Origin of the sequence: Curtobacterium sp. MCBD17_021, from assembly GCF_003234525.1 — a bacterium.
In the GTDB taxonomy this organism is placed as follows: domain Bacteria; phylum Actinomycetota; class Actinomycetes; order Actinomycetales; family Microbacteriaceae; genus Curtobacterium.
Genome location: NZ_QKTS01000004.1, coordinates 1 through 25420, shown reverse-complemented (window position 1 = coordinate 25420; position 25420 = coordinate 1). Strand labels below are relative to the sequence as shown.

The window sequence follows — 25420 nt, the reverse complement described above, 5'->3', positions numbered from 1 at the left end:
CGTGCCTACGGTCACGGTCACCTCGACGGAAGGAGCACCATGACCACCGATGCACTCCCCCTGCCGGACTTCGACCACCTGCCGCTCGGCAACCTCGCCGAACACGTGCGGCCGCTCGACCGGAGCCAGCTGCAGACCCTGCTCGAGCACGAGCACGCGCACGGCGACCGGTTGCCCGTCGTGGAGGTCCTGACCGCGAGGATCGCCGCGCTCGAAGCCGGGGCGGAACCGACCGGCAGCGTCCCCGACCACCTGCCGGAGGTCCAGCAGGGCGGCTCCGGCTCCCCCGCCGTCAGCCCGGCGACCGCCGGGCCGACGATCAACCCGCCGTCGCACGGCGACCCGACGAACCCGGCGCAGCCGCGCTGACGACCCGGTCGTCACGGAGGACGGCAGCACCGGCGGTCGCCCTCCGAGCCGCCGTCCTCCTGTCGTCGGTGTCGTGCCGTCGTCCGTTCGGCGCGGAGACCGCGAACGTCCGGGGCCCCGGACGGGTACCTTCACAGGCAATTCCCTGAAAGGAACGAGCCATGTCAGACCGACTGTCCACCCCCGCACCCACCAGCTTCGCCGAGACGCCCGTGCAGAAGGGCGCCCTCGTCGTCGGCATCGTCTTCCTGGTCGTCGGCATCGCCGGCTTCATCCCCGGTCTCACCACCGGTGACCTGGGCGGCGCCGGCAACGACTCCATGGGGATGCTGCTCGGCATCTTCCAGGTGTCGGTGCTGCACAACATCGTCCACCTCCTGTTCGGCGTCGTCGGGATCCTCGCGGCCCGTCGCGCGAGCGGCTCCCGCCTCTACCTCGTGGTCGGCGGCGTGATCTACTTCGTCCTCTGGATCTACGGCCTCTTCACCGCGGGCAGCGACAGCGCCGCGAACTTCGTGCCGCTCAACTCGGCCGACAACTGGCTGCACCTCGTGCTCGCGATCGGCATGGTCGCGCTCGGCGTCGTGCTGTCGCGCGGTCGTCGCGCTCCGGTGCGCGCGTAGCGACCGGATCGCCGACCTCGTGGTCGGCGGCTGGACGGGAGGCCCGTGGCGGGAACGCCACGGGCCTCCCGTGTGTCCGCCGGCCCCATCGCGCTCGTCTGCGCGCGTCAGACCTCGGAGAACGGTTCGGCGTCGTCCATGCGGACGCGGAGCGCCGGCGCTGCCCGGCGCTTGTTGCCACCCGCCATCACCCGACGGGTCGACGAGCGCCGGATCACCTCGGCCTTGAGCGTCGCAGCGACCTCGGCACCGTGGCCGTAGGGGAACCGCACGATGGCGCGGACGGTGCCCGGCGTCGGGTCCTCCACCGGCACCGGACCGAGGACCGGGCCGACCGGGGCGTCGCCGAGGGCCTCGACCGCGCCGGTCACGGCCTCGTCCGTGCCGGTGAGGGTGGCGACCCGGACCGCCGGCGGGAAGAACAGCTCCCGGCGGTCGGCCAGTTCGTCGTGCGCGGGCAGGTCGAGCCGCCAGAGCGCCATCGCGTTCGCGAGCTTCCCACCGATGCCGACCAGGTAGACCGGAGCCCCCGCGGCGCCCTTCGCCGCGGCGTTCGCCCAGACCCGGAGGACGTCCTCCTGCACGCGCAGCCCTTCGCGGGCGAGCATGCGCTCGCCGTCGAGGAGCAGCACGCACGCGTAGCCGCCGGCGACGTCCGGCTCGGCACCGCGGGTCGCGACGACGACCGCGGGGCGCGCCGGCACCTCGTCGATCGGGCGGGACCCGTCCGCCACCACGATCCGGGTGTTCGGGAACGCGCGGCCCAGTTCGTCAGCGGTCCGCTGGGCGCCCTGCCCGACGGGCTTGAGCTTTCCGTTGCCGCATGTCGGGCAGCGGTACCCGGCGGCCAGGGCCCCGCAGAACCGGCACTGCGGGGTGGCACCCGCGTGCGGACTGCCGAGCGGACCACCGCAGACGCGACAGTGCGCCCGCTCCCCACACTCGGCGCACACCAGCCCCGTGCCGAAGCCCGGGTTCGACACCTGCACCAGGACCGGGCCCGCCCGGCTGGCCTCGCGTGCCGCACGCCATGCGCTGCTCGGGATCCGGGCCTGCGCGGCGTAGCCGTCGGCGTTGGTCTGGTGTGCGGTCGGGACCACCTTCGGCACGCGGGCCCGATGCGGCGCGACCTCCTGCAACCAGCCGAGTTCGACCAGCCGCTGCACGTCGGTGCTCCGCGCGTGCGAGAGCATGAGCAGCGCGGCACCCGACTGCGCGGTCCGCACCAGGGCGACATCGCGGGTGTGCACGTACGGCGCGCGCTGCTCGGCGAAGGACGGGTCGCCGTCGTCCCACAGCGCGATGAGCCCGAGTCCGGACGCCGGGGCGTACACGGCGGCCCGGCTGCCGATCGCGACCACCGGGTGCGTGCGGGCGGTGAGCAACGCTCGCGCCCGCTGCCCGTTCGTCTGCTTCGCGTCGAACCGGACGACCCGCTCGGCCGGCACGAGCACGTGCAGGGCACGTTCGAGGTCGGCGACGTCGCGGAAGTCCGGCACGGCGATGACGGCGGAACGCTCGCCTGCCAGGGTGTGTGCCGCGGCCTGGGCCAGGGTCGCGGCCCATCCCGGCACCCAGACACCCGAGGAGCGCTCCCCGGCGGTGGGCTCGGGACCGCGGGCAGCGTCCGACCGGGGCGCGGCGACGCCCGCGGTGCCGTCGTGGACCTCGGTCTCGTCGCCGGCCCCGGACGTACCGGCGGCGCTGACAGCGCTGCCGTCGCCGTCGCCGTCGCCGTCGTCGTCGATGTCGGCAGGGGCGTCGTCCTCGGCGCCCGGTGCCGGTGCCGCGGCCGTCGGGAGGAGGAACACCGGGTGCGGGATCGCGCTGACCGCCGCACGGCCACCCGTGTCGATTACGGCCTCGAGCGCACCGTCGACGTAGCCCGTGACGGCCGTGGCGGGTACCGGCGGGGGCACGTGCTCCGGGTCCCGGGCCAGCCATGCCTTCTCGGGGCGCACCTGTCGGGTCGGCACGGCGAGCCGCAGCACGTCGCTCGCGACCCCGGCGGCACGGTCTGCCACCGCCCGGGCGAGCCGCCAGACCTCGGGCGCGAGCACGGGAACCGGACTGACGAGTTCCTCGATGGCGCTCAGCTCACCCGGGAAGTCGTTCTCGGGCGACAGGGCGTCGTCCGGCACGACCTCGACGACGTAGGCGTCGGTCATCCGGGCACCGGATCGGAGGGGCACCTTCACGCGCACGCCCGGCACGCAGTCGTCCTCGAACTCGGCCGGAACCCGGTAGTCGAACAGGCGGTCGAGCTGCGGGAGCGGCGAGTCGAGGACGACACGCGCGACGGTGGCCACGAGGGCCTCAGGCGGAGGCGGGGACGAGTCCTGCGGCGGTGCGGAGCTCCTCGACGCGGTCCAGCTGCTCCCAGGTGAAGCCCGGCAGCTCCCGACCGAAGTGACCGTAGGTCGCGGTCTGCGCGTACTTCGGGGTCAGCAGGTCGAGGTCGCGGATGATCGCGGCCGGGCGCAGGTCGAACACCTGGCGGATCGCGGCCTCGATCGTCGCGTCGTCGACGTGGCCGGTGCCGAAGGACTCGACGTACAGCCCCACGGGGGCGGCGCGGCCGATCGCGTAGGCGACCTGGACCTCCAGCCGGTCGGCGAGCCCCGCCGCGACCGCGTTCTTCGCGACCCAACGCAGCGCGTACGCCGCCGAGCGGTCGACCTTCGAGGGGTCCTTGCCGCTGAACGCGCCGCCGCCGTGCCGGGAGGCCCCGCCGTAGGTGTCGACGATGACCTTGCGCCCGGTGAGGCCGGCGTCGCCCTGCGGCCCGCCGATCTCGAACCGACCGGTCGGGTTCACGATGACGTCGACGTGCGACGAGTCCAGGTCGACGAGGTCGAGGACCGGACGGATCACGTGCTCGGTGATGTCGGCGGTCAGCTGCGCGAGCGTGACGCTCGGCGCGTGCTGCGTCGACAGGACCACGGTCTCGACGGTCTTCGGCGTGACGCCGTCGTACCCGACGGTGACCTGCGTCTTGCCGTCCGGGCGCAGGTACGTGAGCTCACCGGACTTGCGCACCGCGGCGAGCTTCTCGGCCAGGCGGTGGGCGAGCCAGATGGCGACCGGCATGTACTCGGGCGTCTCGTTCGTCGCGAAGCCGAACATGATGCCCTGGTCACCGGCACCCTGGCGGTCGAGCGGGTCCACGCCGGCACCCGAGCGCGAGTCGAGCGACTCGTCGACGCCCTGGGCGATGTCCGGCGACTGCGCGCCGATCGAGATCTCGACGCCGCAGGTGCGGCCGTCGAAGCTCACGTCGGACGAGTCGTACCCGATCCCGGTGATGACGTCGCGGACCAGCTGCGGGATCTCGACGTAGCCGGAGGTGGTGACCTCTCCAGCGACGTGCACGAGTCCGGTCGTCACCATCGTCTCGACGGCCACGCGCGCGTGCGGGTCGACCGTGAGCAGGGCGTCCAGGATCGCATCGGAGATCTGGTCGCAGATCTTGTCGGGGTGGCCCTCGGTCACCGATTCCGACGTGAACAGACGGAGTGCGCTCGTCACCGGATCAGGCGGAGGGCTGCTGCTGCTTGGTGACGGTCAGCTTGTCCTCGTTGATCTCGTGGAGCGCGACCGAGAGCGGCTTGTCGTCGATCGTCGAGTCGACGAGCGGTCCGACGTTGTCGAAGAGCGAGCCCTCGTGCAGGTCGGCGTAGTAGTCGTTGATCTGGCGTGCGCGCTTCGAGGCGAAGATCACGAGCGCGTACTTCGACTCGACCTTGCTGAGCAGGTCGTCGATGGGCGGGTCGATGATGCCCTGGGGGTTGGCCATGGGGTTGCTCCTCGTCGTCGGTGCACCCGTCAGGGCGCAGTGAACAAGTCTACGACCTCACGTGCCGCCGTGCTGACATCCGAGTTCACGATGCGCACGTCGAACTCGTCCTGCGCGGCGAGCTCCACCTTCGCCGTCTCGAGACGACGCGCCTGTTCCTCGGCGGACTCGGTCCCGCGGCCGATGAGCCGACGCACGAGCTCGTCCCACGTCGGCGGGAGCAGGAACACCAGGACCGCCTCGGGCATCGCGTCCCGCACCTGGCGGGCGCCCTGCAGGTCGATCTCGAGCATGACCTTCTCGCCCGCGTCGAGCGCCCGGTCGATCGGCGGACGCGGGGTGCCGTAGCGGTACGAGTTGTGCACCGTCGCCCACTCCAGCAGCTCCCGGTCGCGGATCATCCGGTCGAACTCGTCGTCGTCGACGAAGTAGTAGTGCACGCCGTCGACCTCACCGGGTCGGGGCTTGCGCGTCGTCGCCGACACGCTGAGGTTCACCTCGGGGTACTGCTCGCGGATGTGCGCGCTCACGGTGCCCTTGCCCACCGCCGTCGGACCGGCGAGCACGACGAGCTTCGACGCCGCGCGCTTCCGGCCGCGGGCGGCCAGCCAGTCCGCGAGTTCCGTACGCTGCCGGCTGCCGAGGCCGCCGAGACGCTTCGACGGCGCGATCCGCAGCGCTCCCATCACGGCGTCCGCGCGGGCCGGTCCGACGCCGGGCAGGCTCGTCAGCAGGTCGCGGACGCGGAGCGACCGTTCGGCCGAGGTCGCCTCGACCACGGACGCGTCCTCGGACCAGGCCGACCGCGCCACCTCGAGTGGCGACCGGTCCCCCGAGGCGACGGCGGCCTTCACGGCGGCACGCGCGCGTCGGGCGGCGACGGCGGCCTTGGCGGCTGCGACGCGGTCCACCTCGGGCGGGTTGCGGTGTGCCGGCAGCTCCGCGCGGTCCCCGGCGTCGGGCGCTCCGGCCCGCTGCTCGCTCACGCGGCCGTCCCCAGTGCCACCGCGATCCGGTCGGCACGGTCCACCACGAGCGCGGCGACCCCGTCCGGCCCGTCGCCGAGGAGCCCGCGGGACTCGTTCACCAGGACCTGCTCGGCACGGCTGCCGTACAGCGCGCGGAGGTCCTCGATCCGCGCGCCCTGGGCACCGAAGCCCGGTGCGAGGACCGGCGCGGAGCCGATCTCGTCAGCGGTGATGCCGAAGTCGTCGAGGTCGAGGGTCGCGCCGAGCACCAGCCCGACGTCACCCAGGGCCTGGTCGGCCGTCGTCCGGTTCTCGTCTGCCACGTCCACGACGATACCGGCCGCCACGGTCCGCCCCGCACGGGGGCCCTCCGCCAGCACGGCCGTCTGCAGCACGCGCGCCTCCGGGTTGCTCGTCGCGGCGAGCACGAACACGCCCGCACCGTTCGCGCGGGCGACACCGATCGTGCCGCCGAGCGAGCCGTAGCCGAGGTACGGCGACACCGTCATCGCATCCGCAGCGAACGGGCCGTCCCGGTCCAGCCAGGCGAGGGCGTAGTCGTCCCCGGTCGACCCGATGTCGCCGCGCTTGACGTCGGCCACGACCAGGAGGCCCGCATCGCGCGCCCGACGGATCGTCGCGCCGAGCGCACGGAAGCCCGCCACCCCGGCGGCCTCGAAGAACGCGATCTGCGGTTTCACCACCGCCGCCCGTCCTGCGGCCGCGTCGACGAGCGTCGCGCCGAACGCGGTCAGGCCCGCCTCGTCACGGCCGAGCCCCCACGCCGCCAGAGTGGCGGCGTGGGGATCGACACCGACGCAGAGCGCCGACCGCGACTCGATGGCGGCGGCGAGCCGCACGCCGAAGGGAGCCGGGCCTCCGTCACGTCCCGACGTCACCAGCCGGCTCGCTCGAGCGCGTAGTCCTGCAGGCTCCGGACGCTGTGCGGCGTCCCGATCGTCTCGATCGCCGCGACCGCCGCGCCGAGCTGCGAGATCGTCGTGAACAGCGGCTTGTCGGCCGCCACGGTGGCTGCGCGGATCTCGTACCCGTCCGCGCGACCGGACGCGCCGCTCGGCGTGTTGATGACGATGTCGACCTCGTTGCGGGCGAGCAGGTCGACGACGCTCTCCTGCCCCTGGCTGTACTTGCCGACGGTGCCCACCAGGATGCCGTTGCGGCGGAGCACCTCGGCGGTGCCCTCGGTCGCGATGATCCGGAAGCCGAGCTGCTGCAGGCGGTGCACCGGCAGGACGATGGCGCGCTTGTCGGTGTCGGCGACGCTCACGAAGACCGTGCCGCCGGTGGGCAGACCGCCGTACGCGGCCTCCTGGCTCTTGAGGAAGGCCCGCGGGAAGTCCCGGTCGATGCCCATGACCTCACCGGTGGAGCGCATCTCCGGGCTGAGCACGGAGTCGACGACCTGCCCCTCGGTGGTGCGGAAGCGGCGGAACGGGAGCACGGCCTCCTTGACGGCGACCGGGGCCTGCGCCGGCACGAACGCGCCGTCGCGCTCCGGGAGCATCCCCTCGGCGACCAGCGCGGCGATCGACGTGCCGGTCATGATCCGCGACGCGGCCTTCGCGAGGGCGATGCCGAGCGCCTTCGAGACGAACGGGACCGTCCGGCTGGCGCGCGGGTTCGCCTCGAGGACGTAGAGCACACCCGCGGCGATGGCGAACTGCACGTTGAGGAGTCCACGGACGCCGACTCCCCGCGCGATCTCCTCGGTCGCGTCGACGACGGCCTGGATCTCGGCGCGGCCGAGGCCGACCGGGGGCAGGGTGCAGGACGAGTCGCCGGAGTGGATGCCGGCCTCCTCGATGTGCTCCATGATGCCGCCGACGTAGAGTCGCTCGCCGTCGTAGAGGGCGTCGATGTCGATCTCGACCGCGTCGTCCAGGAACCGGTCCACGAGCAGCGGCAGCTCCGGGCCGATGATCGCCTGGTCGGCCATCCGGTCGAAGTAGTCGGCGAGGGCGGCGGAGTCGTAGACGATCTCCATGCCGCGACCGCCGAGCACGAACGACGGGCGGACGAGCACCGGGTAGCCGATGCCCTCGGCGACCTCGGTGGCGCTGGCCAGGTCGTGCGCGGTCCCGTTCTTCGGCGCGAGCAGGCCCGCGTCGTCGAGGATGCGCGAGAACGCCCCGCGCTCCTCGGCGAGGTCGATCGCGTCCGGGCTGGTGCCGAGGATCGGGATGCCGGCGGCCTCGAGCGGCTTCGCGAGCCCGAGCGCCGTCTGGCCACCGAGCTGCACGACGACGCCCACCACCTCGCCGGAGGCCTGCTCGGCCTCGATGACCTCGAGGACGTCCTCGGTGGTGAGCGGCTCGAAGTACAGCCGGTCCGAGGTGTCGTAGTCGGTCGAGACCGTCTCCGGGTTGCAGTTCACCATGATCGTCTCGAACCCGGCGTCGCTCAGCGCGAAGGACGCGTGCACGCAGGAGTAGTCGAACTCGACCCCCTGGCCGATGCGGTTCGGGCCGGAGCCGAGGATGACGACCTTCTTGCGGTCGCTCGGGGCGACCTCGGTCTCGGTGTCGTAGGACGAGTAGTGGTAGGGCGTGAGCGCCGGGAACTCGCCGGCGCAGGTGTCGACGGTCTTGAAGACCGGGCGGATGCCGAGCGCGTGCCGGGCGTCGCGGGCCTCCTGCTCGGTGATGCCGCGCAGCGCCGCGATCTGGGCGTCGCTGAAGCCGTGCTCCTTGGCCCAGCGGACGGTGTCGGCGTCGAGCGCGTCGGCGGCACGGACCTCGTCCGCGACCTCGTTGATGAGGACGATCTGGTCGATGAACCAGGGGTCGATCCCGGTCGCCGCGAAGACCTCGGCGGTGGTCGCGCCGGCGACGAGCGCCTGCTGGACCGTGACGATGCGGCCGTCGGTGGGGATGCTCGACTTCTCGAGCAGGGCGGCCTTGTCGAGCTCGTCGGCCGGCACGTCCCAGTGGAAGCTCGACCCGCGCTTCTCGAGCGAGCGGAGCGACTTCTGCAGCGCGGTGGCGTAGTTCCGGCCGATGGCCATCGCCTCGCCGACGCTCTTCATGGTCGTGGTGAGCGTGGCGTCGGCGGCCGGGAACTTCTCGAACGCGAAGCGCGGGGTCTTCACCACGACGTAGTCGAGCGTCGGCTCGAAGCTCGCCGGCGTGACCTGCGTGATGTCGTTCTGGATCTCGTCGAGCCGGTACCCGATGGCGAGCTTCGCGGCGATCTTCGCGATCGGGAAGCCCGTGGCCTTCGACGCGAGGGCCGAGGAGCGGGAGACGCGCGGGTTCATCTCGATGACGATCACGCGACCGTTCGACGGGTCGACGGCGAACTGGATGTTGCAGCCGCCGGTGTCGACGCCGACGCGACGGATGATGTCGATGCCGATGTTCCGCATGTTCTGGTACTCGCGGTCGGTCAGGGTGAGCGCCGGGGCGACCGTGATCGAGTCGCCGGTGTGCACGCCGACCGGGTCGACGTTCTCGATCGAGCAGATGACGACGGTGTTGTCCGCGTTGTCGCGCATCAGTTCGAGCTCGTACTCCTTCCAGCCGAGGATCGACTCCTCGAGCAGGACCTCGGTCGTCGGGCTGGACTGCAGACCGTCACCGACGAAGCGCACGAGCTCCTCCTCGGTGTACGCGAAGCCCGACCCGAGGCCACCCATGGTGAAGGACGGGCGGACGACCAGCGGGTAGCCGAGGTCCTTCGCGAACTCCTTCGCCTCCTCCAGCGTGTGGGCGATGTGGCTGCGGGCCACGTCCGCACCGGACTCGAGGACGAGCTCCTTGAAGAGCTGGCGGTCCTCACCGCGCTGGATCGCGTCGACCTTGGCGCCGATGAGCTCGACGCCGTGCTCGGCGAGGATCCCGGCCTCGTCGAGGGCGATCGCCGCGTTCAGGGCGGTCTGCCCGCCGAGCGTCGGGAGGACCGCGTCCGGCTGCTCGATGCGGATGATCTCCTCGAGCGACGCGTTCGTGATCGGCTCGATGTAGGTGGCGTCGGCGAAGTCCGGGTCGGTCATGATCGTCGCCGGGTTCGGGTTCACCAGGATGACCCGGACGCCCTCGGCGCGCAGGACACGGCACGCCTGGGTGCCGGAGTAGTCGAACTCGGCGGCCTGCCCGATGACGATCGGGCCGGAGCCGATGACCAGGACGGAGCTGATGTCGGAGCGCTTGGGCATCAGTTGCCCTCCTTCGTGGTGTCGGAGCCGTTCGTCGGGTCTGCGGCGGGCGTGGTGGCGTCGGCGGTGGCGGCGTCGAGCGGCGCCCCCTGCCGACGGGCGACCACCATGTCCCGGAAGCGGTCGAAGAGGTACATGCTGTCGTGCGGTCCGGCGGCCGCCTCGGGGTGGTACTGCACGCTGAACGCCGGGATGTCGAGCGCGCGGAGGCCCTCCACCACGTTGTCGTTGAGCGAGTAGTGCGACACCTCGACCCGACCGAAGCCGATCGGCGACTCGAGGGTCTCGCCGACCGGGGCGTCGACCGCGAAGCCGTGGTTCTGGCTGGTGATCTCGACCTTGCCCGTCGTCGTGTCGAGCACCGGCTGGTTGATGCCGCGGTGGCCGAACGGCAGCTTGTACGTGCCGAAACCGAGCGCGCGGCCGAGGAGCTGGTTGCCGAAGCAGATCCCGAAGAAGGGCCGACCGTCGCGGAGGCTCTCCTGCAGCAGGGACACCTGCGCGTCGGACGCGGCCGGGTCACCGGGGCCGTTCGAGTAGAAGAGGGCGTCCGGGTCGAGCTCGCGGAGCCGTTCGACCGTGACGTCCTGGGGCAGCACGTGCACCTCGAACCCCCGTTCGGAGAGGTACCGGGTGGTGGACGCCTTCACGCCGAGGTCGAGGACGGCCAGTGTGCCGATGCGCTCACCGACCGGCGCGACGACGTACTCCTCGGCGGTGGAGACCTCGGCGGACAGGTTCTTGCCCGTCATGCCGGACTGCTCGGTGACGATCCGGAGCTGCTCGTCGGCGTCGAGGGCGGCGTCGGCACCGCTGAACACGCCGCCCTTCATCGCACCGGCGTCCCGGATGCGCCGGGTGAGGGCACGGGTGTCGATGCCGGAGATCCCGACGATGCCGTCGCGCACGAGGTGCTCGTCGAGCGAGGCGTTCGCCCGGTGGTTCGACACGACGCGGCTGGGGTCGCGGACGACGTACCCGGCCACCCAGATGCGGCGGGACTCGGGGTCCTCGTCGTTCACCCCGGTGTTGCCGATGTGCGGTGCGGTCTGCACCACGATCTGCCCGGCGTAGGAGGGGTCGGTGAGCGTCTCCTGGTACCCGGTCATGCCGGTCGCGAAGACCACCTCGCCGAGCGTGCGCCCACGGGCGCCGTAGGCCCAGCCGTCGTACCGGGTGCCGTCTTCGAGGACCAGTACGGCCCGTTCGCGTGTCATCAGTTCGTCCCTTCGCCCGCGGTCTGCGGGGAGTCGTTCGTCGTCACCAGTGCCTGCAGGGCGGTGAGCGCTTCCGCGTCGCCCTCCGGGAACCGGAAGTAGGTGTCGAGGTCCGTCGCTGCTGCGGCGCCGGTCGCCGTCCATCGCAGTCGGACCAGTCCGCCGGGCTCGACCACGCGGTCGATCGCCCACGTGGCCCGGTCGGCGCCGCGGACGGCACTGCGGGCGATCCAACGGTCGTCCGCACCGGCGTGGTGCAGCACGACGCCGCTCGCGTGCACGGTCACACCGCCCCGTCCGCGGAACCCGAGCCCGCCGGCCGTGATCCGTTCGAGCGGTTGGTCGGCGCGCGTCGTCGCGACGGTGAACCCGTCCCACGAACCGGTCGCGGCGCCGCGGTCGGCCGGCACCGGGACGGGAGGCACGGCCTCCGCCTGCCGTCGGCTGCGCGTCCGCCACGTGCGGGCCATCGCGACGAACAATGCGGCCACCGCGAGCAGGACGACCCCGCCCAGCAGCCAGCGTGCCGCGTCACCGCTCATGCCGTCGCCACCCGTGACGCTGCCGCCCGTGCGGCGACGGTCTCGCTGTCGAGGAGCTGTCCGTCGAGCACCGTCGGCATGCCGTGGTGGAAGGTCGCCACGACCCGGCCCGGCAGCGGCACACCGAGGTACGGCGAGTTCTGCGACTGCCCGTGCAGGTCGGCCACCGAGAACTCGCGGCCTGCGGCGGGGTCGTAGAGCGTGATCTCGGCCGGGGCTCCCTCGGCGATCGCGTGGCCGTGGCCCTCGACCTGACCGATCCGGGCCGGGGCGCTCGAGAGCACCCGGGCGACGTCGGCCCAGTCGAGTCGGCCGTCCTCGACCACGGCGGCGTGCACGACGCGCAGCGCGGACTCGAGTCCGACCATGCCGTTCGCGGCCGCCGGCCACTCGCAGTGCTTCGCCTCGGCCGGGTGCGGGGCGTGGTCGGTCGCGACGATGTCGATCGTGCCGTCCGCGAGGGCGGCGCGGAGTGCCTCGACGTCCTCGCGCCGACGGAGCGGCGGGTTCACCTTGTACCGGGCGTCGTAGCCCGGAGCGCCGTCGTGTCCGGCGATGAGGTCCTCGGTGAGCAGGAGGTGGTGGGGTGTGACCTCGGCGGTGACGTCGATGCCACGGGTCTTCGCCCACCGGATCACCTCGACGCTGCCGGCGGTCGAGACGTGGCAGACGTGCAGGCGCGCACCGACGTGCTCGGCGAGCAGGACGTCCCGCGCGATGATCGACTCCTCGGCCACCGCTGGCCACCCCGCCAGGCCGAGCTCCGACGACAGCCGGCCCTCGTTCATCTGCGCGCCGATGGTCAGGCGGGGCTCCTGGGCGTGCTGCGCGAGCACCCCGCCGAAGCCCTTGATGTACTCGAGCGCCCGGCGCATGAGCAGCGGGTCGGCGACGCACGAGCCGTCGTCCGAGAACACCCGGACCTTCGCGCGGGAGGTCGCCATCGCACCGATCTCGGACAGGTGCGTGCCCTGCAGTCCCTGCGAGACGGCGCCGATCGGACGGACCGTGACGTACCCGGCGTCGTCCCCGAGCGCCTGCACCTGCTCGACGACGCCCGCGGTGTCGGCGACCGGCGACGAGTTGGCCATCGCGTTCACGGCCGTGAAGCCGCCGGCGGCCGCGGCCCGTGAGCCGGACAGGACGGTCTCGGACTCCTCGTGACCGGGCTCCCGGAGGTGCGTGTGCAGATCCACGAGCCCGGGCAGGGCGAGCAGCCCGTCCGCGTCGACCACGGTCGCACCGGCGGCGTCGAGACCGGGACCGACGGCGGTGACCAGCGGACCCTCGAGGCGGATGTCGGCACGCGAGCCGTCGACGAGCTGCGCGCCGCGGATGAGGTGTGCGGTCATGCCACGGTCTCCTTCTGGTGGTCGCCGGTGAGGGCGAGGTAGAGCACGGCCATCCGGACCGAGACGCCGTTCGCGACCTGTTCGACCACGGTCGACCGCGGGTCGTCGGCGGCGACACCGGCGATCTCGAGGCCGCGGTTCATCGGCCCCGGGTGCATCACGAGCGTGCGCTCGGGCAACCGGGCGAAGCGCGCGGCCGTGAGCCCGAAGTGTCGGGTGTACTCGCGCGGGTTCGGGAAGAAGGCGTCGTTCATCCGCTCCTGCTGGATGCGCAGCGTCATCACGACGTCCGGGTCCTCGGCGAGGGCGGCGTCGAGGTCGTGGTGCACGGCGGCGCCGAACGGGCGGTCGACCGCGGGCAGCAGTGTCGGCGGGGCGGCGAAGGTCACGTGTGCGCCGAGGGTCCCGAGCAGCCAGGCGTTGCTCCGGGCGACCCGGCTGTGCAGGACGTCGCCGACGATGAGCACGCGGACGCCGTCGAGGCCCTGCCCGCGGCTCGCCGTGCCGTGCAGCCGGCGGCGCATCGTGAACGCGTCGAGGAGCGCCTGCGTCGGGTGCTCGTGTGTACCGTCGCCGGCGTTGACGACCGGCACGTCGATCCAGTCGGCCTCGGCGAGCACTCGGGGCGCGCCGGAGGCACCGTGCCGGATGACGATGCCGTCGATGCCCATCGCGTCGAGGGTCTGCACGGTGTCCTTGAGGGACTCGCCCTTCGAGACGCTCGAACCCTTCGCGGCGAAGTTGATGACGTCGGCCGACAACCGCTTGGCGGCGGCTTCGAACGAGATGCGCGTGCGGGTCGAGTCCTCGAAGAAGAGGTTGACGACCGTCCGACCGCGCAGCGCCGGCAGCTTCCGGACCTCACGCGTGTTCACCTCGGCCATCTCCTCGGCGACGTCGAGGATCCCGATGGCGTCGTCGCGCGACAGGTCCGCGGTGGAGAGCAGGTGCCTCATGCCGCACCGCCCTGTTCGATGACGACGTCGTCGACGCCGTCCGTCTCGGTCAGGTGCAGCGAGACCCGTTCGTCCCCCGCCGTCGGCAGGTTCTTGCCGACGTGGTCGGCACGGATCGGCAGCTCGCGGTGACCGCGGTCGACGAGGACCGCCAGGCGGACGGCGCGCGGTCGGCCGATGCCCTGCAGGGCGTCGAGCGCGGCGCGGACCGTGCGGCCCGAGTACAGGACGTCGTCGACGAGGACCACGACCTTGCCGTCGACGCCGCCCGCCGGGATGACCGTCGGGTGCGGTGCACGTCCCATGCCACGGCGCAGGTCGTCGCGGTACATCGTGACGTCGAGGGCGCCGACCCGTTCACTGCCGATGCCACCGGCGGCCGACTCCCAGCCGGGCTCGATGTCCGCCAGGATGCGCCCGAGCCGTTCGGCGAGGACGGCTCCGCGCGTCGGGATGCCGAGCAGCACGAGGTCCGAGCCGCCGTGGTTGGCCTCGAGGATCTCGTGTGCGATGCGTGTCAAGACACGCGTGATGTCGGATTGCTGCAGGACCGTTCTGGTACCCACGCCGACCTCCTTCCTCGTCTCTCTGGACGACCCCCGCCTCACTGGACGGCATCAAAGGATGCTGGTTGCGTTCGAGCCTAGCGGGACTCCTGGTCCTCCGCGACAGTCCGACCGGACGGTCCACGGCCACCCGCGACGGCGCCGAGCACGCCGTTCACGAAGCTCGCCGAGTCGTCGGTGGAGAGCGACTGCGCGAGCTCGACGGCCTCCGCGATCGCCACCGCGTCGGGGACCTCCGGGTTGAACCGGATCTCCCACACGCCCATCCGCAGGATGCAGCGGTCGAGGACCGGCATCCGGGCGATCGACCAGCCCTGCGCGTGGTCCGAGATGACGCCGTCGATCTCGTACCGGGCCTCGTCGACGCCGGTCACGATCTGCCGCGCGTAGTCCCAGCTGGAGGCGCGCTCCGGCTGGTCGAGGTGACGGACGGTCTCGGTCGCGAGGACGTCCGCGATCGGCAGCTCGCGCACCTCCGCGACGTACAGCATGTCGAGGGCGCGCTTGCGGGCCTTCGAACGAGCACTCATACGGTCAACGCCTAGTCGTTGACGCGGCCGAGGTAGTTGCCGTCACGGGTGTCGACCTTGACCTTGGTGCCGGACTCGAGGAAGAGCGGGACCTGGATCTGGTAGCCCGTGACGATCGTCGCCGGCTTCGTGCCACCGGAGGAGCGGTCGCCCTGCAGGCCCGGCTCGGTCTCGATCGTCGTGACGATCGAGGTCGGGAGCTCGACGTAGAGCGGGTTGCCCTCGTTCATCGCGATGGTGACCTGCGCGGACTCGAGCAGGAAGTTGCGCGCGTCGCCGACGACCGCTGCGGGCACGTTGACCTGGTCGTAGGTGTCCTGGTCCATGAACACGTACGAGTCACCGTCCTCGTAGAGGTACTGGAAGTCGCGACGGTCCACCGTGGCGGTCTCGATCTTCGCGCCGGCGTTGAACGTGCGGTCGACGACCTTGCCGGTGACGACCTGCTTGAGCTTGGTGCGCACGAACGCGCCGCCCTTGCCCGGCTTCACGTGCTGGAACTCGACGACCGACCAGAGCTGCCCGTCGATGATGAGAACGGCGCCGTTCTTGATGTCAGTGGTACTCGCCATGGGTCTTCCGTTCGATGGTGTTGTGAAGGTGTCCAGGCTCGTGGAGCCCCGGACGAGTGTAGCGGACGGGGCCCGGCGTGCCGGGACCGGACCGGACCGGCCTACTGCCGTCGGCGCGCCAACCACGCGTCGACGGCAGCCCACGTGAGCAGCACCACGCAGGTGCCGCCGAGCAACGCCCCGGCCACGAGCGTGCTGATCACGGCCGTCGGTCGGGCCGGCGCGGCCAGGTAGACCACGGCCACAAGGCCCGCCCCGGCTCCCAGGAGCACGAGCAACACCCGGCGGACCATGCCGGAGACGGCCTGCCGGTCGCGTCGGTCGCTGAGCAGCCGGACGTTCACCGACAGCCGCCCCGCCTCGACCGCCTCGGTGATCTTGTCGATGCGGCGCGGCAGCCGCCGCGCCGAGGCCACCAGCCCGAAGAGCTCGCGGACGAGGACGGTCCGCACCGCGGCGGGCCGGAGCTGGTCCCGGATCTGCTCCGCCGCGAGGCCGCGCGACTCCTCGAGCAGGTCGAACGACGGTGCGAGCGTGCGGAGCGTGCCCTCGAAGATCGCCAGCGCGCGAGCGGCCGCCACGAAGTCGGCCGGAGCACGCAGCCGGTAGCGGCCGAACACCTCGACCGCGTCGTCCACCGTCTCGACCCCGATCCGCGCACCCGGGCCGAGTTCCTCGGCGACGAACCGTGCCAGGTCCCGACGGAAGTCGGCCTCGTCCTCCGGGTCCCGCACCGGCGCCATCCGGAGCACCGCGTCGGCGATGCGCGAGGTGTCGTCCTGCAGGTAGGCGGCGAGGAGTTCCTGGACCGTGTCCCGGAGACCCGGGTCGAGCCTCCCGACCGAACCGAAGTCGATGAGCGCCGGCCGCCCGTCGGGCAGGACCAGCACGTTCCCCGGGTGCAGGTCGGCGTGGTAGACGCCGTCGAACACGACCTGCCGGAGGAACGCGCGGAGGATCGTCCGCATCGGCTCGTCGAGGTCGCGGGCGGAGCGCTCGGCGCGGATCGCGCTGAGCGTGTCGCCCTCCAGGAACTCCATCACGAGCACGCGGCGACTCGACAGGTGCCGGTACGGCTCGGGGAACCGGACCTCGTCCGGACGGGCACTCCGGGCCTGCGCGGCCCGCAGCGACTCGAGGTTCCGCAGCTCGGCGGAGAAGTCGACCTGTCGGACGAGGTCGGCGCCGTACTGCTCGGCGACCTCGACGACGCCGAGCTGTCGGGCCTGCACGGACGTCCGGGTGAGGAAGCGCACGAGCCGCAGGGCGATGTCGACGTCCCGGCGGACCGCTGCGTCGATGCCCGGCCGCTGCACCTTGACAGCCACCGAGGTGCCGTCGGCGAGGCGGGCTCGGTGCACCTGCGCGATCGAGGCGGCCGCGACCGGGTCGGGGTCGAAGGCGGCGAACACCTCGGTGACCGGCGCACCGAGTTCGGCCTCGAGCAGCGCGGCGACCTCGTCGGCTGCGGCCGGACGGACGCTCCCCTGCAGCTGGGCGAGGCGCTCCGTCCACTCGTCCGGCAGCAGGTCGTCCCGCGTCGACAGGATCTGGCCCATCTTCACGAATCCGCCGCCTGCCTCCTCGAGCGCCAGACGCAGGTGGTCGGCCTGGTCGTGGCGGAGGTCCGCGGTCGCCGGGTCCCGCGTGAAGTCGAGCCGGCGGAACGGCAGCAGCCCGTGACGTCGGGCGATCCCGAGCACCTCGGCGAAGCGGCGCCCGCGACTGCGGACTCCCCCGGGTCCCTGGCGCTGCTGGCTGGAGAAGTCGCTGAGGCGGGGCGGGTTCGGCACCCCGTCAGTCTGCTCCGTGGGCCTGGAGCCGACCGGGGTACACCGGGCTGCCCGCCGACGTCAGGCGCCGACCTCCTGGTAGGCGGTGAAGAGCAGGTGGTCCTCGGGGCCCTCGAGCGTCACCGGCTTGCCGACGCCGTCGAGGATGACGAAGCGGAGCATGCCGGCGCGCGCCTTCTTGTCGCGGCGCATGGTGGCGAGGAGGCTCTGCCATCGTCCCAGCGGGTAGGTCGTCGGGAGCGACAGGGCGTCCAGGATCGAGCGGTGCCGGTCGACGGTCGCGTCGTCCAGGTGCCCGGTCAACCGCGCGAGCTCGGCGGCGAACACCATGCCGACCGAGACGGCCGCGCCGTGCCGCCACTGGTACCGCTCCGCGTGCTCGATCGCGTGGCCGAGCGTGTGCCCGTAGTTGAGGACCTCGCGGCGGCCCTGCTCGGTGAAGTCCTCCGACACCACCTGTGCCTTGAGCTCGATCGCGAGTTCCACCACGCGCCGGAACTCCGGCGTCGTCGGGTCGGTCACACGGTCGACGTCGGCCTCGATGACGTCGAGGATCTCGGGCACGGCGATGAAGCCGGCCTTGACGATCTCGGCGAACCCGGCCAGGACCTCGTTCCGCGGCAGGGTCCGGAGCAGGTCGAGGTCGGCGACCACGGCGCGCGGGGCCGAGAACGCGCCGACGAGGTTCTTGCCCTCGTTCGTGTTGATGCCGGTCTTGCCACCGACGCTCGCATCGACCATGCCGAGCACGGTCGTCGGCATGGACACGTACGGCACGCCCCGCAGCCAGGTCGCGGCGACGAAGCCCGCCAGGTCGGTGACGGCACCGCCGCCGAGGCCGATGACCGCGTCGGTGCGGGTGAAGTCGGACTGGCCCATGATCTGCCAGCAGAACGACGCGACCTCGATCCGCTTCGCCGCCTCGGCGTCGGGCACCTCGGCGATGAGCGCCTCGAGCCCGGCACCGACGAGCAGCTGGCGCAGGTCCTCAGCCCGGGCGCCGAGCGTCGGGGCGTGCACGATGAGCACCTTCGCGACGCGCGGTCCGAGGACGGCGGGGACGGCACCGAGCAGGCCGTTGCCGACCGCGACGACGTAGCCGTCCTCGCCGCCGACGCGGATCTCGGTGGTGCCCTCTGGCATGGTCGACTCGGTCACGGTGCTCCTTCGTCGGAGGTGGTGGGGCTGCTGGTCCGGCGGTCGGTCGGGTCGCTGCGGCGGACCCACGCGACGACGTCGTCGGCCACGCGGGACATCGGACGACGGGAGGTGTCGAGCACCAGGTCGGCGAGCCGGTCGTACGTGGGCGCGCGCTCGTCGAGGATCGACTGCCACGCCGCGATGCCGCCGGAGGCGATGAGCGGACGGTCGCTGCCGAGGATCCGCGGTGCGACCGCCTCGGCCGAGACGGTCAACAGGACGACGCGCGCATCGGCGATCGCCGCGCGCGTCGCCGCGTGCATGACCGCTCCCCCGCCGAGGGAGACGACACCGCCAGCCTCGACCGCGCCTCGGACCGCCTCGGCCTCGAGCTCGCGGAACACGGTCTCGCCCCGCTCGGCGAACAGCTGCGGGATCGGGCCGTGCTCACGCGCGATCACCCGGTCGGTGTCGGTGAACGGCACGCCGAGGGCCTTCGCGACCCGTCGGCCGACACTGGACTTCCCCGCGCCCATCGGTCCGATCAAGACCACGGGTGCCAGGACGGCCGCGGTCACCAGGCCGACGCGTGGACGGCCGCCCCGGTCCGCCGCGTCCGGAGCGTCTCCGGGATCGCCGCCAGGTAGGCCTCGAGGTTGCGCTTGGTCTCGGCCACGCTGTCGCCGCCGAACTTCTCGAGGACGGCGTCGGCCAACACCAGCGCGACCATCGCCTCGGCGACGACGCCGGAGGCCGGCACGGCGCACACGTCAGATCGCTGGTGGTGCGCGCTGGCGTCCTCACCCGTCGCGACGTCGACGGTCTGGAGCGCGTGCGGGACCGTGGCGATCGGCTTCATCGCGGCCCGGACACGGAGCACCGTCCCGGTGGACATGCCGCCCTCGGTGCCGCCGGCCCGGTCGGTGGTGCGGACGATCTCACCGTCGGCGCGCTGGAGTTCGTCGTGTGCGGCGGACCCGCGACGAGCAGCGGTCGCGAAGCCGTCGCCGACCTCGACGCCCTTGATCGCCTGGATGCCCATGATCGCCGCCGCGAGTCGCGCGTCGAGTCGACGGTCCCACTGCACGTGCGAGCCGACGCCCGGCGGGACGCCGTAGAACAGGACCTCGACGACGCCGCCGAGCGTGTCGCCGTCCTTCTTGGCGGCCTCCACCTCGGTCACCATCCGGGCGGAGGTGTCGGCGTCGAAGCAGCGGAGCTGGTCGTCGTCGAGACGGTCGACGTCCGCCGGGACCGGCAGTGCGGCGTCCTCGGGCACCCGGACCGTACCGACCTGCAGGGTGTGCGCCACCGAGGTCATGCCGAGTTCCGCGAGGAAGGACTTCGCCACGGCGCCGAGCGCGACGCGGGCGGCGGTCTCTCGGGCTGAGGCGCGCTCGAGGATCGGTCGGGCCTCGTCGAAACCGTACTTCTGCATGCCGACGAGGTCGGCGTGCCCGGGGCGCGGACGCGTCAGCGGGGCGCCACGGCCACGCGAGGCATCGGTCTGCTCGACCGGCTCCGGGTTCATCACCTCGACCCACTTCGGCCACTCGGTGTTGCCGATGCGGATCGCGATCGGGCTCCCCATCGAGAACCCGTGCCGAACGCCGCCGGAGAGGTGCAGTTCGTCCTGCTCGAACTTCATGCGCGAACCACGACCGTAGCCGAGCTTGCGGCGCGCGAGGTCGGCGCGGATGGACTCGTACGACACCGGGACGCCGGCCGGGAGGCCTTCCATCATGGCGATGAGTTCGGGTCCGTGGGACTCTCCAGCGGTCAACCAACGAAGCATGACGTCATCCTCCCACAGCGTGGAGCCGTGCGACGTGCGCATGACGGCCGGGCGGGTGCCCGGCCGTCAGTCGCCACGGACCGTCGTCCTGTCTGCGTTACTGGTACTCCGGGTGCGCCCGCAACCAGGCCCGGAACCGCTCGACCGCGACGAGGTGCTGGTCGTACGTGTCCGAGAACACCGTCTCGCCGCTGTCGAGGTCGACCGTCACGAAGTACAACCAGTTGCCCGACGCCTGGTTCACGACCGCGTTGATCGCGACCTCGCCGGGGTTCGAGATCGGCGCCGGCGGCAGGCCCTCGTGCTGGTAGGTGTTGTACTCGTTCGACGCGTCGGCCCGCTCGGCGTCGGTCGTCGTCACGGTGTGGGTGTTCCCCGTGCCGTAGGCCACCGTGGCGTCGGACTGCAGCCGCATGCCGTCGTCGAGCCGGTTCTGGAACACCCGCGCCACCTTCGGGTAGTCGGCCGCGAGACCGGCTTCCTTCTGGACGAGCGAGGCGAACACGACGACGCGCTCCTGGTCGGCCTCGGCGACGCCCGCCCTGGCGAGCCGCTCCTTCATCGTGTCGACCATGGCCTGGAAGTACTGCTTCGCCGTCCAGTCGGGCTTGATGGGGTACGTGGCGGGGAACAGCCAGCCCTCGAGGGTCGTGACGCCGGGCGGCAGACCGTACGCCGAGACGTCCTTCGCCGCCGCGGCGACCTCGTCCTTGCTCAACCCGGCCTTCGACACCATGCCCGCCTCGATGTCCTGCAGGGCCGTGCCCTCCGGGATGACGATGGACGGGTCCTCGACGCGGTTGGCCTTGTCCTGCAACGCCGAGAGCGCGGCCTTCGAGCTCATCTTCTTCTTCAGCGCGTAGGACCCGGGCTGGAACTGGATCTCCGGGGACGCCAGGAGCAGCTCGTAGAACGCGCTCGAGGTCTTCACGACCCCGCTGCGCTTGAGCGTCGCCGCGACGTCCTCGCCGATGTCGCCGTCCTTGATCGTGATGGTCACCTTCGAGGTGCCGTCACCGGTGTAGTCGTCGGTCTCCTGCGACCCGGAGAACGCACTGACGAGCGCCTGCACCTTGGGCGCGGCGAACGCGTACGCACCCCCGGCCGCGGCGAGGACGAGCGCGACGATGACGATCCCCGCGATGAGCGGGCCCTTGCGGCGCGGCGGTCGCTCGCCGCGCGCCGGACGGGAGGCTCCGCCACGTCCGCGGCGTCGGCCACCGTCGTCCCCGCCGCGGCCACCGTCCGGCCCGCCGGGACCGTCGTCGTCACCGGGTCCGTCGGCACCACCGGCGGTGGCAGCGGCACCGGCCACGTCCGCGCCGGTCCGGTCGGTCGTCCGGCCGTCATCCGCCGTTCCGACGCCCTGCCACGTGCCGCGGCGGCGGACCGGCGCGGTGCCGTCCTCTGCACGGCCCCGCTCACCGCGGTCGGGGTGGTCATCGGCGCCACGCCCGGCGCCGGGAGCGGGGACGGGACCGCTGTGGAGCGTGCCGCCGAGGAGGGCGTGCACGTCGGGGTCCACGTCACCGGCTGCCGGAGCGGTGCCGACGCTCGGTCGGGGACCGGGCCTCCCGGGCCCGTCTGCCGGGTCCTCGGACGGGAGGTCGGCCCTCCCCGGCACCGCGGCCGCCTGCCGTTCTCGTGCCGCTCGGGCGGCTCGGCGCGAGAGCGGCGCCTGCGCGCTGCCCTGGCCGGTGCCGTCCGTCGGGGTACCGCCGCGCTCAGCGCGCTCGGCGTCGTTGCCGGTCGCGATGATCGCGTTCCAGTCCAGATCGTCTGCCAACGGTCCTCGGTCTCTCGGTCGGGAACTCCACGCGGCTCCGGGCCGCGGTGGCGACGTCGGGAGGGCAGCCGGTCAGGGGAGCTCGGCCCCAGGCGGGGCGCCGGATGAGCGCTCGTGGTCGAGCGCATGTTGCAGAATGATAACAGCGGCCGCTTGGTCGATCACGGCGCGGGACTTCTTCGTGTTCTTGCCGGCCTGGTGCAGGCCCCGCTGGGCGGTGACGGTGGAGAGCCGTTCGTCCACGAGCCGGACCGGTCGGTGCGCCGCGATGCGGGCCGCGAAGTCCCGCGCATCGGCGGTCGACGCGGTCTCGGCGCCGGACATCGACAGCGGCAGACCGACGACGACCTCGAGCACGTCGTACTCATCGGCGATCGCCAGGATCCGGCGGAGGTCCGACGAGTCGTCCCGCCGGACCGTCTCCACCGGCGTCGCGAGCAGACCGTCCCGGTCACACACCGCGACGCCGATCCGGGCGCGACCGACGTCGACGCCGAGCCGTCGCCCGGACCGGATCGCCACGATCAGGCCGCGATGCGGTCGGTCACCGCACGGAGAGCCGCCGGGAGTGCCGAGGCATCCGTCCCACCACCCTGCGCGAGGTCCGGCTTGCCGCCACCGCCGCCGCCGAGCACGCCGGCGGCCTCCTTGGCGAGCGGACCGGCCTGTACGCCGGCGGCACGAGCCGCGTCGTTCGTGGCGACGATGACGACGGGCTTGCCTCCGACGACGGCACCGAGGACCACGACGGCAGCGTCGGAACCGAGCTGGCCCCGGACACCGGTCGCGAGGGGGCGGAGGTCGTCACCGGACGACAGCCCCTCGACCACCTGCGCCACGACCGAGACGGTGCCGACCCGCTCGGCGGTGCGGGCGATCGACGGGACCCGCTGCTGCAGGTTCGCGGACTCGAACTCGGCGATCCGCTTCTGGGCGGTCTTGAGGTCCTCGAGCAGGGTCTGCACGCGTCCCGGGAGGTCGTCACGCTGTGCCTTGAGCGCGCTCGACAACTGCGAGACGATCGTCCGCTCGACTGCGAGCTCCCGGAACCCCTCGAGTCCGACGAGCGCCTCGACGCGGCGGTTCGTCGATCCGACGCTCGCCTCTCCGACGAGGTTGACGAGGCCGACCTGTGCGCTCGAGGCGACGTGGATGCCACCGCAGAGTTCACGGGACCACGGGCCGCCGATGTCGACCATGCGGACCTCGGCGCCGTACTTCTCGCCGAACAGCGCCTGCGCGCCGAGCGCCTTCGCCTCGTCGATCGGGAGGATGCGCGTGGACACCTCGAGGTCGGACCGGATCGCCGTGTTCACGACCTCCTCGATCTCGGAGCGGGTCTCGAGCGACACCGGCTGGCTCCAGGAGAAGTCCAGGCGCATGTAGCCGGCCTTGTTGTACGACCCGGCCTGGAGCGCCTCCGGTCCGAGGACGTCCCGGAGCGCCGCGTTCACGAGGTGCGTCGCGGAGTGTGCCTGCGTGGCGCCGCGGCGGTACTCGGCGTCCACGACCGTGGTGGCGGGGTCGCCCACGCCGACCTCGCCCGAACGCACCTGCACGGTGTGGCTCCACAGGCCGGAGACCGGACGCTGGACGTCGAGGACCTCGAGGTCGAACCCGTTGCCGACGATCGAGCCCTGGTCGGCGTCCTGCCCACCGGACTCGGCGTACAGCGAGGTCTCGTTCAGGATCACCTCGGCGATGTCGCCGACGACCGCGCGGTCCACGCTCCGCCCGTCGACGATGAGGCCGAGCACGCGGCTCTCGGCCTGGAGGGCGTCGTAGCCGAGGAACACGGTCTCACCCGCAGCGCGGAAGGCACTGTAGACGCTGAGGTCCGCGAGCGCGGTCTTCTTGCTCTTCGCGTCCGCCTTCGCCCGGGCACGCTGCTCCGACATGAGCGTCTCGAAGGCGGAGCGGTCGACGTGGACGCCGGCCTCCTCCGCCATCTCCATCGTCAGGTCGATGGGGAACCCGAATGTGTCGTGGAGCAGGAACGCGGTGTCCCCGCCGATCGCCGGGCGGCCGTCCTGCTTGGCGCGGTCGACCGCGACGTCGAGGATCGTCGTGCCCTGCGCGAGCGTGCGGAGGAAGGTCTCCTCCTCCGCGTAGGCGATGCGGGCGATGCGGTCGTACTGCTCGCCGACCTCCGGGTAGGCGTCGCGCATGGCGTCGCGGGAGGCCGGGAAGAGCTGCGGGAAGGTCGCACCCTCGACGCCGAGCAGGCGCATCGCACGCACCGTGCGGCGGAGCAGCCGACGGAGGATGTAGCCGCGGCCTTCGTTCGACGGCGAGACACCGTCGGTGATGAGCATGAGCGCCGAGCGCACGTGGTCGGCGACGATGCGCATCCGGACGTCGTCCTCGTGGTCGGCACCGTAGCGCCGTCCGGAGACCTCTGCGGCCATGTCGAGCACCGGACGGACCTGGTCGATCTCGTACATGTTGTCGACGCCCTGCTTGATGAAGGCGACGCGCTCGAGCCCCATACCGGTGTCGATGTTCTTGTTCGGCAGCTCGCCGGTGATCTCGAAGTCGTACTTGGACCGCACGTCGGCGATCTGGTACTGCATGAAGACGAGGTTCCAGATCTCGACGTAGCGGTCGTCGTCCGTCGCAGGACCGCCGTCGACGCCGTACTCGGGGCCGCGGTCGAAGAAGATCTCGGAGCAGGGGCCGGCGGGACCGGGCTGGCCGGTCGACCAGTAGTTCGTGTCCTTGCCGAGGCGCTGGATGCGGTCGTCGGGCAGCGTGGAGTGGCGCTTCCAGAACGCGATCGCCTCGTCGTCCTCTTCGTAGACGGTGACCCAGAGGTCGTCCGCCGAGAAGCCGAGCCCGCCGTCGGACTCCGGGTTCGTCAGGAACTCCCAGGCGTACTGGATCGCCTGCTCCTTGAAGTAGTCCCCGAACGAGAAGTTCCCGTTCATCTGGAAGAACGTGCCGTGCCGCGGGGTCTTGCCGACCTCTTCGATGTCGTTCGTGCGGATGCACTTCTGCACGCTCGTGGCACGGGGGTACGGCGCCGGGATGAGTCCGGTCAGGTACGGGATGAACGGCACCATGCCGGCCACCGTGAACAGCAGCGACGGGTCGTCCGAGACGAGCGACGCGGACGGGACGACGGTGTGGCCGCGGTCACCGAAGAACTGGAGCCAACGGCGGCGGATCTCTGCGGTCTGCATGGTGCTTCCTGTAGGGCGTGTGGCGGGGACGGGAGGCTCGGGGCGAGTCAGGTGGGGGC

22 protein-coding genes are annotated in these 25420 nt (G+C 72.1%); 2 read left to right on the top strand and 20 right to left on the bottom strand.

What is annotated here, in order from left to right:
• Positions 1-39: 39 nt before the first annotated feature.
• On the top strand, positions 40-369 hold the full coding sequence (locus DEI83_RS05145; protein WP_111080723.1) for a hypothetical protein: 330 nt from the start codon (positions 40-42) through the stop codon (positions 367-369).
• Positions 370-530: 161 nt separating this feature from the next.
• A complete protein-coding gene (locus DEI83_RS05140; protein WP_181431075.1) occupies positions 531-992 on the top strand; it encodes a DUF4383 domain-containing protein in 462 nt (153 codons plus the stop codon).
• A gap of 107 nt (positions 993-1099) precedes the next feature.
• Here DEI83_RS05140 and DEI83_RS16115 read toward each other — a convergent pair whose 3' ends face one another.
• From DEI83_RS16115 to alaS, 20 genes are all read right to left on the bottom strand, one after another.
• Positions 1100-3301: a primosomal protein N' gene (locus tag DEI83_RS16115; RefSeq protein ID WP_111080722.1), complete on the bottom strand. Its 2202-nt coding sequence runs from the start codon at positions 3299-3301 to the stop codon at positions 1100-1102.
• 7 nt (positions 3302-3308) lie between these two features.
• Complete coding sequence (gene metK / locus DEI83_RS05130) at positions 3309-4520, bottom strand: methionine adenosyltransferase (protein ID WP_111080721.1); 1212 nt, start codon at positions 4518-4520, stop codon at positions 3309-3311.
• A gap of 4 nt (positions 4521-4524) precedes the next feature.
• Complete coding sequence (gene rpoZ, locus DEI83_RS05125; protein ID WP_110902190.1) at positions 4525-4788, bottom strand: DNA-directed RNA polymerase subunit omega; 264 nt, start codon at positions 4786-4788, stop codon at positions 4525-4527.
• 29 nt (positions 4789-4817) lie between these two features.
• Entirely contained in the window at positions 4818-5726 is a 909-nt protein-coding gene (gmk, locus tag DEI83_RS05120; protein ID WP_111080871.1) for a guanylate kinase, read from the bottom strand.
• 44 nt (positions 5727-5770) lie between these two features.
• The gene (gene pyrF, locus DEI83_RS05115) at positions 5771-6655 is read right to left on the bottom strand and encodes an orotidine-5'-phosphate decarboxylase (protein ID WP_111080720.1); all 885 of its coding nucleotides are present in this window, start codon (positions 6653-6655) and stop codon (positions 5771-5773) included.
• Positions 6652-9930, bottom strand: coding sequence for a carbamoyl-phosphate synthase large subunit (gene carB, locus DEI83_RS05110; protein WP_111080719.1), 3279 nt, complete (start codon positions 9928-9930; stop codon positions 6652-6654). Before carB ends, pyrF begins: the two co-directional genes overlap by 4 nt.
• On the bottom strand, positions 9930-11147 hold the full coding sequence (gene carA, locus DEI83_RS05105) for a glutamine-hydrolyzing carbamoyl-phosphate synthase small subunit (protein ID WP_111080718.1): 1218 nt from the start codon (positions 11145-11147) through the stop codon (positions 9930-9932). Before carA ends, carB begins: the two co-directional genes overlap by 1 nt.
• Positions 11147-11689, bottom strand: a complete 543-nt coding sequence (locus tag DEI83_RS05100) for a hypothetical protein (protein WP_111080717.1) — start codon at positions 11687-11689, stop codon at positions 11147-11149. Before DEI83_RS05100 ends, carA begins: the two co-directional genes overlap by 1 nt.
• Complete coding sequence (locus DEI83_RS05095; protein ID WP_111080716.1) at positions 11686-13041, bottom strand: dihydroorotase; 1356 nt, start codon at positions 13039-13041, stop codon at positions 11686-11688. Before DEI83_RS05095 ends, DEI83_RS05100 begins: the two co-directional genes overlap by 4 nt.
• A complete protein-coding gene (locus DEI83_RS05090) occupies positions 13038-13997 on the bottom strand; it encodes an aspartate carbamoyltransferase catalytic subunit (RefSeq protein ID WP_111080715.1) in 960 nt (319 codons plus the stop codon). The genes DEI83_RS05095 and DEI83_RS05090 overlap by 4 nt, the downstream gene beginning before the upstream one ends.
• Positions 13994-14563: a bifunctional pyr operon transcriptional regulator/uracil phosphoribosyltransferase PyrR gene (gene pyrR / locus DEI83_RS05085; RefSeq protein ID WP_111080714.1), complete on the bottom strand. Its 570-nt coding sequence runs from the start codon at positions 14561-14563 to the stop codon at positions 13994-13996. The genes DEI83_RS05090 and pyrR overlap by 4 nt, the downstream gene beginning before the upstream one ends.
• Before the next feature lie 77 nt (positions 14564-14640).
• Complete coding sequence (gene nusB, locus DEI83_RS05080; protein ID WP_111080713.1) at positions 14641-15093, bottom strand: transcription antitermination factor NusB; 453 nt, start codon at positions 15091-15093, stop codon at positions 14641-14643.
• Between the two features lie 11 nt (positions 15094-15104).
• On the bottom strand, positions 15105-15665 hold the full coding sequence (efp, locus tag DEI83_RS05075; protein ID WP_111080712.1) for an elongation factor P: 561 nt from the start codon (positions 15663-15665) through the stop codon (positions 15105-15107).
• Positions 15666-15766: 101 nt separating this feature from the next.
• Positions 15767-17458, bottom strand: coding sequence for an AarF/ABC1/UbiB kinase family protein (locus tag DEI83_RS05070; RefSeq protein ID WP_111080711.1), 1692 nt, complete (start codon positions 17456-17458; stop codon positions 15767-15769).
• A gap of 60 nt (positions 17459-17518) precedes the next feature.
• Complete coding sequence (gene aroB / locus DEI83_RS05065; protein ID WP_111080870.1) at positions 17519-18601, bottom strand: 3-dehydroquinate synthase; 1083 nt, start codon at positions 18599-18601, stop codon at positions 17519-17521.
• A gap of 11 nt (positions 18602-18612) precedes the next feature.
• On the bottom strand, positions 18613-19134 hold the full coding sequence (locus DEI83_RS05060) for a shikimate kinase (protein WP_111080869.1): 522 nt from the start codon (positions 19132-19134) through the stop codon (positions 18613-18615).
• A gap of 38 nt (positions 19135-19172) precedes the next feature.
• Entirely contained in the window at positions 19173-20393 is a 1221-nt protein-coding gene (gene aroC, locus DEI83_RS05055) for a chorismate synthase (RefSeq protein WP_111080868.1), read from the bottom strand.
• A 97-nt stretch (positions 20394-20490) separates the two neighbouring features.
• Positions 20491-22179 (bottom strand): endolytic transglycosylase MltG, encoded by a 1689-nt coding sequence (gene mltG, locus DEI83_RS05050; protein ID WP_111080710.1) that lies wholly within the window; start codon positions 22177-22179, stop codon positions 20491-20493.
• 72 nt (positions 22180-22251) lie between these two features.
• Positions 22252-22704 carry a Holliday junction resolvase RuvX gene (gene ruvX / locus DEI83_RS05045; protein ID WP_111080709.1) on the bottom strand — a complete coding sequence of 151 codons (453 nt, stop codon included), beginning with the start codon at positions 22702-22704 and terminating at the stop codon, positions 22252-22254.
• A complete protein-coding gene (alaS, locus tag DEI83_RS05040; protein ID WP_111080708.1) occupies positions 22704-25361 on the bottom strand; it encodes an alanine--tRNA ligase in 2658 nt (885 codons plus the stop codon). The genes ruvX and alaS overlap by 1 nt, the downstream gene beginning before the upstream one ends.
• Positions 25362-25420 lie beyond the last annotated feature (59 nt).